Below are 14,725 nucleotides of genomic sequence, written 5' to 3'. Positions count from 1 at the left end.
GCCATGACCGTGCTCACCCCGCGCCCGACGACCGCGGACCTAATCCGTGGAGTCGTCGTGGCGGTCCTGGCGATCCTGCAGGTGCTCGTGTCGGCGTTCGGGGGGTCGGGGATCGGCGCCGTCGCGCGCGACTACGACACCCCGCTGCTGGCCGCGGGCTGGGCGTTCTCGATCTGGGGTCTGATCTACCTGGGCGTGCTGGTCTACGCCGGCTACGCCCTGCTGCCCGGCCAGCGCGGCCGCGAGGTGCACCGCCGCGTCGGCTGGTGGGTCGCGGCGACCGCGGTGCTCAACCCGCTGTGGATCGCGGCCTTCTCGAACCGGTGGGTGGTCACCGCCGAGGTGCTGCTGGTCCTGCTCGTCGTCGCGCTCGGTGTCGTCTACGGACGGCTGTCCCGCAGCGTCGCCGACGGCTGGGCGGAACGGCTGGCGATGCGGCTGCCGCTGGCGATCTACCTCGGCTGGTCCTCGGCCGCGCTGGTGCTGGGCCTGATGGCGGCCGGAGTCGCGGTCGGGCTGCCGTCCGACGGGGTGCTCCCGCAGGTCGCGGCCATCCTGCTGCTCGTGATCCTCACCGCGGTCGTGCTGTCGGTCGTCGGTTCCACCGCCGGGTTCGCGGGCTTCGCCGGGGCGCTGTGCTGGGCGCTGCTCGGCATCGTGGCCAACGACCGGCCGATCGCCGTCACCGTCGTCGCGACGGTCGCGGCCGGGGTGATCGCGGTGCAGGCGGTGCGCCGGATCACGCGGTCGGTCCAGCCCGCCCGGCTGGCCCTGGGCTGAGCCGGCGGCTGAGAGGAAACCCGCACCGGGACGTCGGTCCCGCTTGCTACGGTCGCACCGGCAGGAGCAGCGGTACCAGGGAGGCCCGGCATGATCACCGGAAGCATCGTCGCGATCGTGACCCCGATGCACGACAGCGGCGAGGTCGACCACAAGGCCCTCGGCGAGCTCGTCGAGCGGCAGGTCGACGCGGGCACCGCGGCGATCGTCTCGGTCGGCACGACCGGCGAGTCGTCCACGCTGTCGGTGCTCGAGCACACCGAGGTCATGCGGCGCACCATCGAGGTCGCGAACGGCCGGGTCCCGGTCATCGCCGGCACCGGGGCGAACTCCACCGACGAGGCGATCCACCTGACCCGCGCCGCGCGGGCGGCCGGCGCCGACGGCGCGCTGCTCGTGACGCCGTACTACAACAAGCCTCCGCAGGAGGGCCTCTACCAGCACTTCAAGCGGATCGCCGAGACCGTCGACATCCCGCAGTACCTCTACAACGTCCCGGGCCGCACGGCCTGCGACATGCTGCCGTCGACGGTGGCCCGGCTGGCGGAGATCCCGAACATCGTCGGCCTCAAGGAGGCCAAGGGCGACCTGGACCGGGTCCGCGAGCTCGTCGCGCTGGGCCTGGACGACTTCGCGCTGTACTCCGGTGACGACGGCACCGCCCGCGCGTCGATGCTCGCCGGGTTCCACGGCGACATCTCGGTCACCGCGAACGTCGCCCCCGAGACGATGGCCCGGATGTGCAAGGCCGCCGTCGCCGGTGACGCCGAGACCGCCTCCGCGCTCGACGCCGACCTCGCGGGCCTGCACGCGGCGCTGTTCTCCGAGCCGAACCCGATCCCGGTGAAGTGGGCCCTGGCCGAGCTGGGGCTCATGCCCGGCGGAATCAGGCTGCCGCTGGTGCCGCTGGACGAGTGGCACCACGAGGACGTCCGCGCCGCGCTGCGGGCCGCGGGTCTGCTGTCCTGAGCCCCGCGCTCCCCGGGGCGCTGCTCGTCGCCAACCGCGCCGAGATCGCCGTCCGGATCATGGAGACGGCGTCGGGGCTGGGCGTGCGCACGGTCGCCGTGCACGCGGCCGACGACGCCGCCTGCGCGCACGTCGCCCGCGCCGACGCCGCCGTCGCGCTGCCCGGCACCGGCGCCGCCGCCTACCTCGACGTCGCCGCGCTGGTGTGTGCCGCCGTCGACGCCGGGGCCGGTGCGCTGCACCCCGGCTACGGGTTCGCCTCCGAGAGGCCGGCGCTGGCCCGGGCCTGTGCGGACGCCGGAGTGGTGTTCGTCGGGCCGTCGCCGCAGGCGCTGGAGCTGTTCGGGGACAAGGCCGCCGCCCGCGACCACGCGGGGGCGCTCGGCGTACCGGTGCTGGAGGCCGTCGAACCCGCCGACGGCGCCGCGCTGCTGTCCCGCCTCGGCCCCGGCGGCGCCGTCATGGTCAAGGCCCGCTCCGGCGGCGGCGGGCGCGGGATGCGCCCGGTCACCGACCCGGCCGACCTCGACGACGCCGTGCGCCGCTGCTCGTCCGAGGCGCTCGCCGCGTTCGGCGACGGCGCGGTGCAGGTCGAACGCCTCCTGCCGGCCGCCCGGCACGTCGAGGTGCAGGTCCTCGGCGACGGCACCGGCGCCGTCGTGCTGGGGGACCGGGACTGCTCCGCGCAGCGCCGCCGGCAGAAGCTCGTCGAGATCGCGCCCGCCCCCGCCGTGCCCGCCCCGGTGCGCGCGCGGCTGCACGAGGCCGCGCTGCGCCTGTGCGACGGCTACCGCGGCCTCGCCACCGTCGAGTTCCTGCTCGCCGGGCAGGACATCGCGTTCCTGGAGGTCAACCCGCGGATCCAGGTCGAGCACACCGTCACCGAGGAGACCACCGGCCTCGACCTCGTCGAGCTGGGGCTGCGGGTCGCCTACGGCGCCCGGCTCGCCGACCTCGGCCTCGCCTCCCCGCCCGCGCCGCGCGGGACCGCGGTCCAGGCCCGGGTGACGACCGAGACCGTCGGGCCGGACGGGGCCCTCGTCCCGGCCGCCGGGACCCTGACCCGCTTCCAGCCGCCCGCCGGGCGCGGGGTCCGCGTCGACACCCACGGCTACGCCGGGTACCGGGTCGGGCCACGCTACGACCCGCTGCTGGCCAAGGTCGTCGCCCGCGGGGCGACGCCGGAGGCCGCTGCCGCCGCCGCCCGGCGTGCCCTCGCCGGGTTCGACGTGGCCGGCGTCGCGGTCACCCTGGGGCTGCTGCAGGCCGTCCTCGCCCGCCCCGAGCTGGTCGACGGGACACTGGACACCACCTTCGTCGACCGGCACCTGGTCGAGCTGGCCGCGGCGCCCCGCGAGACCGTGCTGCCCGCGACCGGTGCGCCCGAGACCGGCGCGCCCGCGGCGGGTGACGCCGCGGGTAACGGATCGGCGCCGGGCCCGGCGGTCGAGGTCCCCGCGGACCGGACCGCCGTGCGCGCGTCCCGGCCCGGCGTCGTCGTGGCGCTGCCCGCCCCGGCCGGGCAGGTCGTCGCCGCGGGCGGCGAGGTCGTCGTCCTCGAGTCGATGAAGATGGAGCACCCGGTCACCGCGGAGCGGCCGGCCCGGGTGGAGACGGTCGTCGTCGCCGTCGGGGACGCGGTCGAGGCGGGGGAGCTGCTCGCCGTCCTCGCCGACGCCGACCCCGCGGACGCCCCGGGCCGTGCCGAGGACGTCGACCCCGACCGGATCCGGCCCGACCTGGCCGAGGTCCGCGACCGCCGCCACGGCGGGCTCGACGCCGGCCGGCCCGCCGCCGTCGCACGCCGGCGGTCGGCGGGACGGCGCACCGCCCGGGAGAACGTCGCCGACCTGCTCGACCCCGACAGCCTCGTCGAGTACGGCGCGCTGACCCTGGCGGCGCAGCGGGCCCGGCGCAGCACCGCCGAGCTCGTCGCCCGCACCCCCGCCGACGGGATCGTCACCGGCACCGGGACCGTCGGCGGACGCCCGGTCGCCGTGCTGGCCTACGACTACACCGTGCTCGCCGGCACCCAGGGTGTGCTCAACCACCGCAAGACCGACCGGCTCCTCGAGCTCGCCGAGCGCGACCGGCTGCCGGTCGTCGTGTTCGCCGAGGGCGGCGGTGGACGGCCGGGGGACACCGACACCTCCGCCGTCACCCAGCTCGACGTGCCGACCTTCCGGCTGTTCGCCCGCCTGCGCGACCGGGTCCCGACCGTCGCGGTCGTCGCCGGCTACTGCTTCGCCGGCAACGCGGCCCTGGCCGGGGCCTGCGAGCTGATCGTCGCGACCGAGGGCAGCAGCCTCGGCATGGGCGGCCCGGCGATGATCGAGGGCGGCGGGCTCGGCGTCGTCGCACCCGGTGACGTCGGCCCGATGCCGATGCAGTGGGCGAACGGCGTGGTCGACCTGCTGGTGCCCGACGACCGGGCCGCGGCCGCCGCGGCCCGCCGGTACCTGCTGCACGTCGCCGGGGACCCGGTGCCCGGCGGGCACGCCGACCAGCGGCTGCTGCGCCACCTCGTCCCGGAGAACCGGCTGCGCGCCTACGACGTCCGCCGCGTCGTCGACACCCTGTGCGACACCGGCTCCGTCGTCGAGCTGCGCGGCGGGTTCGGCGCGGGGATGGTCACCGCACTGGCCCGGCTCGACGGCCGCGCCGTCGGCGTGATCGCCAACGACCCCGAGCACCTCGGCGGCGCGATCGACGGCGACGCCGCGGACAAGGCCGCCGCGTTCCTGGCGCTGTGCCAGGCCCGCGGGCTGCCGGTCGTGTCGCTGTGCGACACCCCGGGGTTCATGGTCGGCCCGGACGCCGAGCGCACCGCGACCGTCCGCCGGTTCGGGGCGATGTTCGTCGCCGGGGCACGGCTGACGGTGCCGGTGGTGACGGTCGTGCTGCGCAAGGGCTACGGCCTCGGCGCGATGGCGATGGCCGGCGGTGACCTGCACGCGCCGGTGCTCACCGTGGCCTGGCCGACCGGTGAGTTCGGCGGGATGGGGCTGGAGGGCGCGGTCCGCCTCGGCTTCCGCGACGAGCTGGCCGCGATCACCGACGAGACCGCGCGGCGGGCCCGCTACGACGAGCTCGTCGCCGGGTACTACGAGCGCGGCAAGGCGCTCAGCGTGGCGACGGTGTTCGAGATCGACGACGTCATCGACCCCGCCGACACCCGGGCCGTGGTCTCCCGCGCGCTGCGCGGGCGCTGACCGGCCCGGTGGTCAGGACGGCGCCCCGTCCGCGGACGGCTCCGCGGCATCGGGGGCGACCGTGGGGCCCGCGCTCGTGGTCTTCACGTTGCGCACGATGTCGCGGCCGAAGGTGACGTCGACCCGCTCGGCCACGGCCAGCTCCAGCACGGCGATCATGACCTCACCGGAGATGCGGCGCATCCGCTCGATCGTCTCGTAGACGCGCGGCCACTGGTCGTCGGGACGGCCCTCGGCGTCGAAGGGCTGCCAGATCTCGCCGAGGAACAGGTCGACGTAGAGCCGGGCGACGGCGTCGGCGTGCTTGCGCAGCTGCTCCACGACGTCGAGCGAGCGGGTGATCGGGATGCCGAGACCGGTCAGCTCGGCGGCGGCGTTCATCAGCCGCGGGCTGATCTCCTCGTAGGTGTCGTCACCCAGCTCGCGCAGCAGACCCATCTTGACCCCGCGCCTGGCCACGCCGACGTCGGTGCTCTCGTACCGTTCGGCGAGCTCGGCGAGGTGCACGATCTGCCGGTCCTCGGGCGCGAACAGCGCGCGGACGGTCCGGATGAACTGCACGACCTGCTCGGTGGAGCCACCGGTGGTGTCGAGCAGCTTCTTGATCGTGTCGAGCTTGACGCCCTCGTCCTGCAGGTCCTGGATCAGCTCCAGACGCGCCGCATGACCGGGTCCGTAGTAACCCGTCCGGGCCTTGACCTGCGGCGGGGGCAGCAGCCCCCGGGACTGGTAGGCGCGGATGTTGCGCACCGTGACACCGCTGGACCGCGCCAGCTCGTCGATGGTGCGCCAGTCCGCCGACTCCGGGTCCTCGACCATGACACGGAGGATAACAGGCAGGCATGTGACACAGGATTCAAGAGGCCCCGGTTGCTATGTGACATCAAACCGTGCACAGTCGATGTCATGTTCCGATCCGCTCCTGGCACGACCTCGCGCCGCCGGGGCCTGCTGGCCGCCGCGAGCGCCCTCACGACCCCGCTGCTGCCCGAGGACTTCCTGACGCTGGTCGACCCGCTCTGGTCGACCACGTCGCTGCGCGGCCGGGTCGTCGCCCGTCGCCGCGAGACCGGCCGTGCGGTCTCGGTGACCATCGAGCCCGGGCGCGCCTGGGCCGGGCACCGCGCCGGCCAGTACGTCGGCATCGGCGTCGAGGTCGACGGCGTCCGGCTCACCCGGAGCTACTCGCTGACCTCCCCGGAGGACGCCGAGCACCTCACGGTGACCGTGCAGGAGGTCGACGGCGGCGCCGTGTCGCCGACCCTGGTCCGCGACCTGCCGATCGGCACGATCGTCGAGCTCGACCAGGCGGCGGGCGGCTTCGTCCTGCCCGACCCGCTCCCGGAGAAGCTGCTGTTCGTCACCGCGGGCAGCGGCATCACCCCGGTGATGGGCATGCTGCGCACGCTCGACCGCGCCGGGACGATGCCCGACGTCGTGCTCGTGCACGGCGCCCGCACGTCGGAGGACACGATCTTCCGCGCCGAGCTGGCCGGCCTGGCCGCGCGGCACCCGTCGCTGCGGGTCGTGCTGCGCCACAGCGCCGTCTCCGGGCGGCTCGACCCCACGACCCTCGACGCCGCCGTCGCCGACCGGGCGGACCGCGCCGTGTACGCCTGCGGCCCCGACGGCCTGCTCGATGCCCTGGAGGGCGCCTGGGACGGCGTCGTGGCCGAGCGCTTCACCCCGCCGGCCCGCGCCACCGAGGGCACCGGCGGCACCGTCGACCTCGGCGGGGACGACGTCGTCGTCGAGTCCGGCCAGAGCCTCCTCGAGGCCGGGGAGGCCGCCGGGAAGCTCATGCCCAGCGGCTGCCGGATGGGCATCTGCTTCGGCTGCGTGCTGCCGCTGCGCGAGGGCCGGGTGCGCGACCTGCGCACCGGCGAGGCGCACGGCGAGCCCGGCGACCTGGTCCAGACCTGCATCAACTCCGCGTGCGGCCCCGCGCGCATCGACCTTCCCTGACACACCCGCTCCGACCGAAGGAGGTCCTCATGACCGCCGTCCTGGAGAACCCCACGCACGCCGAGCCCGGCCCGGAGGAGACCGGCCGCGAACAGCACCCGCAGCGCCCGGTGCTGGAGCTCGTGCCGTCGTCGCGCCGGGAGGACGTGGCCGCCACCACCGACCTCACCGCCGAGCAGATCGAGGAGCTCGGCCGCCGCCTCGACGCGATCCGCGACCGCGTCCTCGCCGAGCGCGGCGCGTCCGACGCCGAGTACATCCGCGGCGTCATCCGCAAGCAGCGGGCGCTGGAGATCGGCGGCCGCGCGCTGCTGTTCGCCGGCGTCCTGCCGCCGGCCTGGATCGCCGGCACCGCGATGCTCTCGATCGCCAAGATCCTCGAGAACATGGAGATCGGGCACAACGTCATGCACGGCCAGTGGGACTGGATGCGTGACCCGAAGATCCACTCGTCGACCTGGGAGTGGGACAACGTCTCGTCCTCGGCGGAGTGGAAGCACTCGCACAACTACATGCACCACACCTACACCAACGTCGTCGGCAAGGACCGCGACGTGGGCTACGGGATCCTGCGCCTGTCCGAGGAGCAGCGGTGGACGCCGTACTACCTCGGCAACCCGCTCTACAACTTCCTGCTCAGCCTGTTCTTCGAGTACGGCGTCGCGCTGCACGACCTCGAGGTCGAGAAGGTCGTGGCGGGGGAGAAGCCGCTGAGCCGGGTGTGGCAGCAGATCAAGTCGATCGGCCGCAAGACCGGCCGCCAGATCCTCAAGGACTACGTGGCGTTCCCCGCGCTGGCCGGGCCGTTCTTCCTGCCGGTGCTCGCGGGCAACCTCACCGCGAACCTTGTGCGCAACGTCTGGACGCACGCGGTCATCTTCTGCGGGCACTTCCCGACCGGCGCCGTGCAGTTCACCGAGGAGCAGCTGGAGGACGAGAGCCGCGGCGAGTGGTACGTCCGTCAGCTGCTGGGCTCGGCCAACCTCGACGGCGGCCGGTACTTCCACCTGATGACCGGCCAGCTCAGCTTCCAGATCGAGCACCACCTGTTCCCGGACCTGCCCAGCAACCGCTACGCCGAGATCGCCCCCGAGGTGCGGGAGCTGTGCCGGGAGTACGGGCTGGAGTACACGACCGGGCCGCTGTGGAAGCAGTACATGCAGGTCCTGGGCACGATCAACCGACTGGCCCTGCCGAACGGCAGGCGCTGATAGCTTCCCCTGATGTCCGATCCGTCCGGATCGGCGGAGGGGGGCGGTCGTGCGGCACCTGGTGGGGATCCTGGTCGGGCTCGCGGGGACGGCGGTGGCGCTCGCCGTCGCCGGCGCCGGGATGGGCATCGCCTACGAGGGCATGATGCGGATGGACCTCGACCGGGTCCCGTCCGGGTCCGGCCTGCTGCTGGCCGGTGGTCTGCTGCTGGGCGGGGTGGCCCTCGCCGCCCGGCTGTCCCCGGCGGCGCCGCTGACCGCGGCCGTCCTGCTCGCGTCGGCCTCGGCCTGGACGCTGGTCGACCCGCAGGCGCCGTTCGCGCTGGGCCGGGGGCTCGGCTACCTGCTGAGCCTGCAGTACGGGATGCTCCTGGCCGGGCTGCTGGCCGTGGCCGCGTTCGTCGTCCCGCGGCGGCGGGCCGAGCCCGGCCCGCCGCCGTCGTGGGCGCACGGCCCGTCGTCGGGGCCGGTCGTCCACTGACCGGCCCGGCCCGTCAGAGGGCCGGCACGACGTCGAGGAAGCCGTGCACCTGCGCGATCCGGCCGTCGCCGTCGGTCACGACGACGTCGAAACCGACCACCGGAGGCTCGGCGCCCGACGCGAAGACCTCCGGCGGGGCCGCCTGCCAGCGGAACCGCGCCCGGTCGTGGTGCGCGTCGACCTCGCCGTGCAGCCGGAACTCGAACCCGGCCAGCTTCTCCCGGGCCGCGCCCAGGAACCCGGCGACGCCGTCGTGCCCGGTGACGTCGGCGAGCGGGTCGGTGTAGCGGACGTCGGTGGTGAACAGCTCGGCGACGCGGGCCTTCCGCGCCGCCGGGTCGGCCTCGTTGAACGCCGCGACGTAGCGCTCGGCGAGGGCGGTGAAGTCGGTCATCCCTACCTCCTGGGTGGTGCGGTTCGGACCTCACCGAGCCTGCTGCCACCGTCGCCGCGGCGCGATGACCTGCGGGGTAACCGGATCCGCCTACCCGCAGGTAGTCGTCGCGACGCCCGGGTCCGGCTAGCGTCGGCCCGGTGAGCGACACCGACGTCCGTCCGGCCCGCACCGCGGGACCGGGGGAGATGCTGCGGTTCTGGCGAGGCCGCCGCCGGCGCAGCCAGCTCGACCTGGCGCTCGCGGCGGGGGTCTCGGCGCGGCACCTCAGCTTCGTCGAGACCGGCCGTTCGGGCGCTAGCAGGGAGCTGCTGGGCGCGCTCGCCGAGGCGCTGGAGATCCCGCTGCGGGAGCGGAACGCGCTGCTCCTGGCCGCCGGCTACGCCCCCGCCTACGCCGAACGGTCGCTCGACGACCCGGACCTCGCGCCCGTGCGGGAGGCGCTGGCGCGGCTCGTCGCCGCGCACGACCCGTACCCGGCCCTCGTCGTGGACCGGTGGGGCGACGTCCGGCTCGCCAACGCCGCGGCCTCGGCGCTGCTCGCCGGCCTCGACCCGGCCGTGCTCGGGCCGCCGCCGAACGTGCACCGGGTCTGCCTGCACCCCGCCGGGCTCGCGCCGCGCATCCGCAACCTCGCCCAGTGGCGGGAGCACCTGCTGCACCGGCTCGAACGGCAGGTGCGGATGACCGCGGACCGGCGGCTCGTCGCGCTGCTCGCCGAGTGCCGGGACTACCCCGGACCCGAGGAGACCGCGCTGCCGTCGCCGGGCTCGGACGTGCTGCTGCCGCTGGTCCTCGACACCGACGACGGCACGCTGAGGTTCCACTCGGTGGTCTCGACCTTCGGCGCACCGCACGACGTCACCCTCGCCGAGCTGGCACTGGAGACCTTCCTGCCCGCCGACGACGCCACGCGCGCCGCCCTCACCGCCCGCGCAGGCCGGTGAGCCCCGCTCAGCCCGCGACGCCCGGGGACAGCGACAGCACCGGCACCGTCCCGTTCAGCGCGAAGGCCCCGACCACCTGCTGCTTGTAGACGATCGGGTTGTGCACGGCGAGGGTGCGCGCGTTGCGCCAGTGCCGGTCCAGCGCCCGGTCGACGTCGACGGTGGACGCGCCGCCGACCTCGAACAGCTCCGAGGTCGCGTCCAGCACCAGCTGCGGCACCGTCGACTGGGCCCGGTACACGTCGAGCTCGGCGGCCGGGCCGTGGCCGGGCTCGGACAGCGCCCGCTCCAGCGAGGCGGCCGCGGCGTCGACGACGGCGGCGACGGTGAACGCGGCCGCGTCGACCTTCCCGACGACCTGCTGCACCAGCGGGTCGTCCTTGGGCAGGTCGGCGTTGCCGTAGGGCCAGTTGCGGCGCCGGTCGCGGACGTAGGCGGCGGCGTCGTCGGCGGCGCGGCGGGCGATCCCGGCCAGCGCCGCCAGCTGCACCAGCTGCAGGAACCCCTGCCGGACCGGCTGGTGGGCGTCGGTCGGCGCGGGCCGCACCTGGGCCGGGTCGACCTCGACCGCGGTGAACCGGGTCGTGCCGCTGGCGGTCAGCTTCTGGCCGAACCCGCGCCAGTCGTCGACCCGCTCGACACCGGGCGCGGAGGTCTCCACCAGCACGCTCACCCGGCTGCCGTCCTCGTCGAGGGCGACGACGTCGACGAGGTCGGCGTAGAGCGTGCCGGTGCAGTAGAACTTCTCGCCCTCGAGCAGCAGCTTGTCCCCGTCGCGGCGCAGCACCGTGGTGGAGGAGTTGCGCGCGACGCCGCCGCGCTCGGAGATGGCGTTGCCGACGAGCCGGCCGGCCGCGACCTGCTCCAGCCGCCCGCGCAGTACCGGGTCGTCGGCGGCACCGGCCGACCACAGCTCGGCGAACAGCAGGTGCGTCCGCAGCGCCTGCGGGATGTTCGAGTCCGCCGCCCCCAGCTCGACGAGCAGCGCGAACAGCTGGCGCAGCGAGGCCCCCGCGCCGCCGGCCTCCACCGGCAGCCGGACCGCGCCGAACCCGGCGTCGCGCAGGGCGGCGATCTCGTCGACGGGCAGCCTGCGGGTCAGCTCGCGCTCCACCGCGCCGGCGGCGATCTCGTCGAACAGCGGGCGGAACCGGGCGTGCAGCTCGGCGTCGGTCACGGGCACGGGGGTCTCCTGGGAGTTCGGGGACGCGCGTGGGGAGCAGGTCGGCGCCAGCGTAGGTGCCCGGCCCGCCCGCCCGCCGTGACCCGTGCCTCAGCGGGCGTGCGCCCGGGCGGCGGTCCGCACGATCCCCTCGACGAGCTCCGGCCACACCCACCGCGGCAGGTCGTGGCCCATCCCCGGTACCTCCACCAGCTCGGCGCCCGGGACGGCCGCGGCGGTCGCACGGCCCCCGTCGGGGCGGATGACCCGGTCCTCGCACCCGTGCAGCACCAGCGCCGGGCAGGTCAGCGCCCGCAGGTCCGCGGTCCGGTCCCGCTCGGCGACGATCGCCGCCAGCTGCCTGCCGGACCCGCTGCCGTCGCCGGTCTCGCGGGCCTGCGCCCGCCGGAACGTGACGCGGACGTCTTCGTCGTCCACGGCGGTCCGGTCGCGGGAGCCGATCCGGCGGAACGACCGGACCAGGCCCTCGACCGGGTCCGCGGGCGGCGGCCGCAGGAACTCCGGCAGCATCCGCGGCGCGGTCCGCCCGGTGCCGTCGCCGGGGCGGCCCATCACCGAGGTCAGCGACCGGACCAGGCCGGGGTGGCGGATCGCGGTCTCCTGGGCGACCGAGGCCCCCAGCGAGGCACCGACCACGTGCGCCCCGGACGGCGCGACCCGGGCGATCAGCCCGCCGGTGTCGTCGGCCATGTCGGCCAGGGTGTAGACCGGCCGGGCCCGGCGGGTCAGGAACCCCCACGCCGAGATCCCGGGGCCGAACAGGTGCGTCGAGCGGCCGACGTCGCGGTTGTCGAACCGCACCACCCGGAACCCGCGGCCGGCCAGGGCGGCGCAGAGGTCGTCGCGCCACCAGTCCAGCGACAGGCCCAGGCCCATCACCAGGACCACCGCCGGGTCGGCGGGGTCGCCGAAGGACTGGTGGCACAGCCGGACCGCGCCGACGTCGGTGTACTGCTCGGGTTCCACACCCCGCGTTCGGTCGGACACGACCCGCCGGTTCGTCCCGAACGGACGTGGCTACCCTGGTGCAGCGTGGCACCCACCTCCGTATTCCCCGCCCTGGAGCCGATCCTGCCCCGCGTCGCCAAGCCGGTGCAGTACGTCGGGGGTGAGGGGAACTCGCAGGTCAAGCCGTGGGACTCCGCGGCCGTCCGCTGGGCACTGCTCTATCCGGACGCCTACGAGGTCGGCCTGCCCAACCAGGGCGTCCAGATCCTGTACGAGGTCCTCAACGAGCGCGCCGACGCACTGGCCGAGCGCTGCTACGCGGTCTGGCCCGATCTCGAGGCCCTGATGCGCGAGTCGGGGGTGCCGTCGTTCACCGTCGACGCCCACCACGCGGTCGGTGACTTCGACGTCCTCGGCGTCTCCTTCTCCACCGAGCTGGGCTACACCAACCTGCTCACCACGCTCGACCTCGCGGCGGTCCCGCTGCACGCCCGCGACCGCGACGAGAGCCACCCGGTCGTCGTCGCCGGTGGGCACGCGGCGTTCAACCCGGAGCCGGTCGCGGACTTCGTCGACGTCGCCGCGCTCGGTGACGGCGAGGAGGTCGTCGGCGACATCACCGACGTCGTCCGGGACTGGAAGTCCGAGGGGCGCCCGGGTGGGCGCCGGGAGCTGCTGCTGCGGCTGTCGTCGACGCCGGGCTGCTACGTGCCCTCCCTCTACGACGTGACCTACGCCGACGACGGCCACATCGCCGCGGTGACCCCGGCCGACGAGCGGGTCCCCGCGAGCGTCCAGAAGCGCACCACGATCGAGCTGGACGACTGGCCGTACCCGAAGAAGCCGCTGGTCCCGCTGGCCGAGACCGTCCACGAGCGGGCCAGCGTCGAGATCTTCCGCGGCTGCACCCGCGGCTGCCGGTTCTGCCAGGCCGGGATGATCACCCGCCCGGTGCGGGAGCGGTCGCTGCAGGGCGTCGGCGAGATGGTCGACGCCGCGGTGCGCGCCTCGGGCTTCGACGAGGTCGGCCTGCTGTCGCTGTCGAGCGCCGACCACTCCGAGATCGCCGAGATCACCAAGGGCCTCGCCGACCGCTACGAGGGCACCAACACCTCGCTGTCGCTGCCGAGCACCCGGGTCGACGCGTTCAACATCGACCTGGCCAACGAGATCTCCCGCAACGGCCGCCGCTCCGGGCTGACCTTCGCCCCCGAGGGCGGTTCCGAGCGCATCCGCCGCGTGATCAACAAGATGGTCTCCGAGGACGACCTCATCCGGACCTGCGCCGAGGCGTTCTCCCAGGGCTGGCGGCAGGTCAAGCTGTACTTCATGTGCGGGCTGCCCACCGAGACCGACGAGGACGTCCTGGAGATCGCCGGGATGGCCTACCGGGTGATCGAGGCCGGGCGGAGGGCGTCGGGGCGCAACGACGTCCGCTGCACCATCTCCATCGGCGGGTTCGTCCCGAAGCCGCACACCCCCTTCCAGTGGGCCGCGCAGTGCCACCCCGAGGTCGTCGACTCCCGGCTGCGCAAGCTGCGCGAGGCGGTCAACACCGACCGGAAGATCGGCCGCAACATCGGCATGCGCTACCACGACGGCGAGCCCTCGCTGATCGAGGGACTGCTCGCCCGTGGCGACCGCCGGGTCGGCGCCGTCATCGAGAAGGTCTGGCGCGACGGCGGCCGGTTCGACGGCTGGTCCGAGCACTTCTCCTACCGCCGCTGGGTCGACTCCGCCGCCGAGGCCCTGGAGCCGCAGGGGGTGTCGCTGGACTGGTTCACCACCCGCGAGCGCGACGCCGACGAGATCCTGCCCTGGGACCACCTCGACTCCGGCCTGGAGCGCGACTGGCTCTGGGAGGACTGGCAGGACGCGCTCGACGGCCGCGAGCAGGACGACTGCCGCTGGACGCCGTGCTTCGACTGCGGCGTCTGCCCGTCCACCGGCACCGACATCGAGGTCGGCCCCAGCGGGACCACCCTGCTGCCGCTGACCGTGGTCAACCCGACGGCCTCGGCCGCGGGGTCGCTCGGGGGCGCACGCCCGGGTGACTGAGAACGGACTGTCCTCGATCCCGGACCCGGCCGTCGCCGACGCCGACGGGTCCTCCTGGGAGTACGGCGGCAGACATCTGCGGGTCCGGGTCGCCGACGAGCGCGACGTCGCCGCGCTCACCCGGCTGCGCCGCCTCTGGCTGGAGGAGCGCGCCGGGCGGCCGGTCGAGGACCCGTCGTTCGCCGAGTCGTTCGCCGCCTGGTGGCGGGTCGAGCAGCCGCGCCGGGCCTTCTGGGTGGCCGAGGCGGGCAGCGACCGCGCCGGGTGGACACCGGTCGGGTCGATCAACGTGCTGGAGACCGTGCAGATGCCCCGCCCCGGGGGCCGCGGCACGCGCACCGGGCAGGTCGGCAACGCCTTCGTCCTCGCCGCGTTCACCGAGGCGGGCGTGCCGCGGGTGCTGCTCGCGGCGGTCGTCGCGCACGCCAGGGCCCGCGGGTACCGGCGGCTGATGCTGGCCCCGACCGCGGGCAGCGCCGCGTTCTACCGGCGTGCCGGGTTCCGGCCCGCCGGCGACGCGCTGCTGGTGCTGGAGCAGTAGACGGTCCCGGTCGGGGCGGCCGGGCGGCCTCCTAGA

Annotated in this window: 13 protein-coding genes; 9 read left to right on the top strand and 4 right to left on the bottom strand. The window is 74.9% G+C overall.

Features of this window, described 5'->3' with window-relative positions:
• Positions 1–3 precede the first annotated feature (3 nt).
• From DMP17_RS18145 to DMP17_RS18135, 3 genes are all read left to right on the top strand, one after another.
• On the top strand, positions 4–780 hold the full coding sequence (locus DMP17_RS18145) for a hypothetical protein (protein ID WP_337830156.1): 777 nt from the start codon (positions 4–6) through the stop codon (positions 778–780).
• A gap of 90 nt (positions 781–870) precedes the next feature.
• Positions 871–1,749, top strand: coding sequence for a 4-hydroxy-tetrahydrodipicolinate synthase (gene dapA / locus DMP17_RS18140; protein WP_226355881.1), 879 nt, complete (start codon positions 871–873; stop codon positions 1,747–1,749).
• Positions 1,695–4,961, top strand: a complete 3,267-nt coding sequence (locus tag DMP17_RS18135) for an acetyl-CoA carboxylase family protein (RefSeq protein WP_337830155.1) — start codon at positions 1,695–1,697, stop codon at positions 4,959–4,961. Before dapA ends, DMP17_RS18135 begins: the two co-directional genes overlap by 55 nt.
• A gap of 12 nt (positions 4,962–4,973) precedes the next feature.
• On the opposite strand, the gene DMP17_RS18130 is transcribed toward DMP17_RS18135, so the two are convergent.
• Positions 4,974–5,780, bottom strand: a complete 807-nt coding sequence (locus DMP17_RS18130; protein ID WP_337830154.1) for a MerR family transcriptional regulator — start codon at positions 5,778–5,780, stop codon at positions 4,974–4,976.
• Positions 5,781–5,867: 87 nt separating this feature from the next.
• Here DMP17_RS18130 and DMP17_RS18125 point away from each other — a divergent pair, with 87 nt between their 5' ends.
• Genes DMP17_RS18125 through DMP17_RS18115 form a run of 3 tightly spaced genes read left to right on the top strand, consistent with a single transcriptional unit; the run spans position 5,868 to position 8,618 of the window.
• Positions 5,868–6,926, top strand: a complete 1,059-nt coding sequence (locus tag DMP17_RS18125) for a ferredoxin reductase (RefSeq protein WP_226355884.1) — start codon at positions 5,868–5,870, stop codon at positions 6,924–6,926.
• Positions 6,927–6,955: 29 nt separating this feature from the next.
• Positions 6,956–8,137 (top strand): fatty acid desaturase family protein, encoded by a 1,182-nt coding sequence (locus tag DMP17_RS18120; RefSeq protein WP_226355885.1) that lies wholly within the window; start codon positions 6,956–6,958, stop codon positions 8,135–8,137.
• Between the two features lie 49 nt (positions 8,138–8,186).
• Positions 8,187–8,618, top strand: a complete 432-nt coding sequence (locus DMP17_RS18115) for a hypothetical protein (protein ID WP_337830153.1) — start codon at positions 8,187–8,189, stop codon at positions 8,616–8,618.
• A gap of 13 nt (positions 8,619–8,631) precedes the next feature.
• Here the strand turns inward: DMP17_RS18115 and DMP17_RS18110 are convergent, their stop codons facing one another.
• Positions 8,632–9,012 carry a nuclear transport factor 2 family protein gene (locus DMP17_RS18110; protein WP_226355887.1) on the bottom strand — a complete coding sequence of 127 codons (381 nt, stop codon included), beginning with the start codon at positions 9,010–9,012 and terminating at the stop codon, positions 8,632–8,634.
• Positions 9,013–9,152: 140 nt separating this feature from the next.
• Here DMP17_RS18110 and DMP17_RS18105 point away from each other — a divergent pair, with 140 nt between their 5' ends.
• The gene (locus DMP17_RS18105; RefSeq protein WP_337830152.1) at positions 9,153–9,959 is read left to right on the top strand and encodes a helix-turn-helix domain-containing protein; all 807 of its coding nucleotides are present in this window, start codon (positions 9,153–9,155) and stop codon (positions 9,957–9,959) included.
• 7 nt (positions 9,960–9,966) lie between these two features.
• On the opposite strand, the gene DMP17_RS18100 is transcribed toward DMP17_RS18105, so the two are convergent.
• Complete coding sequence (locus DMP17_RS18100; protein WP_226355888.1) at positions 9,967–11,142, bottom strand: acyl-CoA dehydrogenase family protein; 1,176 nt, start codon at positions 11,140–11,142, stop codon at positions 9,967–9,969.
• A 90-nt stretch (positions 11,143–11,232) separates the two neighbouring features.
• A complete protein-coding gene (locus DMP17_RS18095) occupies positions 11,233–12,129 on the bottom strand; it encodes an alpha/beta fold hydrolase (protein ID WP_337830151.1) in 897 nt (298 codons plus the stop codon).
• 45 nt (positions 12,130–12,174) lie between these two features.
• On the opposite strand from DMP17_RS18095, the gene DMP17_RS18090 reads away from it, so the two are divergent.
• Together DMP17_RS18090 and DMP17_RS18085 are read left to right on the top strand one after the other, a co-directional pair.
• Positions 12,175–14,148 carry a TIGR03960 family B12-binding radical SAM protein gene (locus DMP17_RS18090; protein ID WP_337830150.1) on the top strand — a complete coding sequence of 658 codons (1,974 nt, stop codon included), beginning with the start codon at positions 12,175–12,177 and terminating at the stop codon, positions 14,146–14,148.
• Entirely contained in the window at positions 14,141–14,689 is a 549-nt protein-coding gene (locus DMP17_RS18085; RefSeq protein ID WP_337830149.1) for a GNAT family N-acetyltransferase, read from the top strand. Before DMP17_RS18090 ends, DMP17_RS18085 begins: the two co-directional genes overlap by 8 nt.
• Positions 14,690–14,725 lie beyond the last annotated feature (36 nt).

The organism is Pseudonocardia sp. TMWB2A (genome assembly GCF_017312135.1).
This window is presented reverse-complemented; position numbering and strand designations above follow the sequence as displayed.

What these genes read in the sequence shown, in the direction of transcription:
- DMP17_RS18145 (WP_337830156.1), top strand. Translation starts at nt 4, where the DNA reads ATGACCGTGCTCACCCCGCGCCCGACGACCGCGGACCTAATCCGTGGA.
- dapA (WP_226355881.1), top strand. Translation starts at nt 871, where the DNA reads ATGATCACCGGAAGCATCGTCGCGATCGTGACCCCGATGCACGACAGC.
- DMP17_RS18130 (WP_337830154.1), bottom strand. Translation starts at nt 5,780, where the DNA reads ATGGTCGAGGACCCGGAGTCGGCGGACTGGCGCACCATCGACGAGCTG.
- DMP17_RS18125 (WP_226355884.1), top strand. Translation starts at nt 5,868, where the DNA reads ATGTTCCGATCCGCTCCTGGCACGACCTCGCGCCGCCGGGGCCTGCTG.
- DMP17_RS18120 (WP_226355885.1), top strand. Translation starts at nt 6,956, where the DNA reads ATGACCGCCGTCCTGGAGAACCCCACGCACGCCGAGCCCGGCCCGGAG.
- DMP17_RS18110 (WP_226355887.1), bottom strand. Translation starts at nt 9,012, where the DNA reads ATGACCGACTTCACCGCCCTCGCCGAGCGCTACGTCGCGGCGTTCAAC.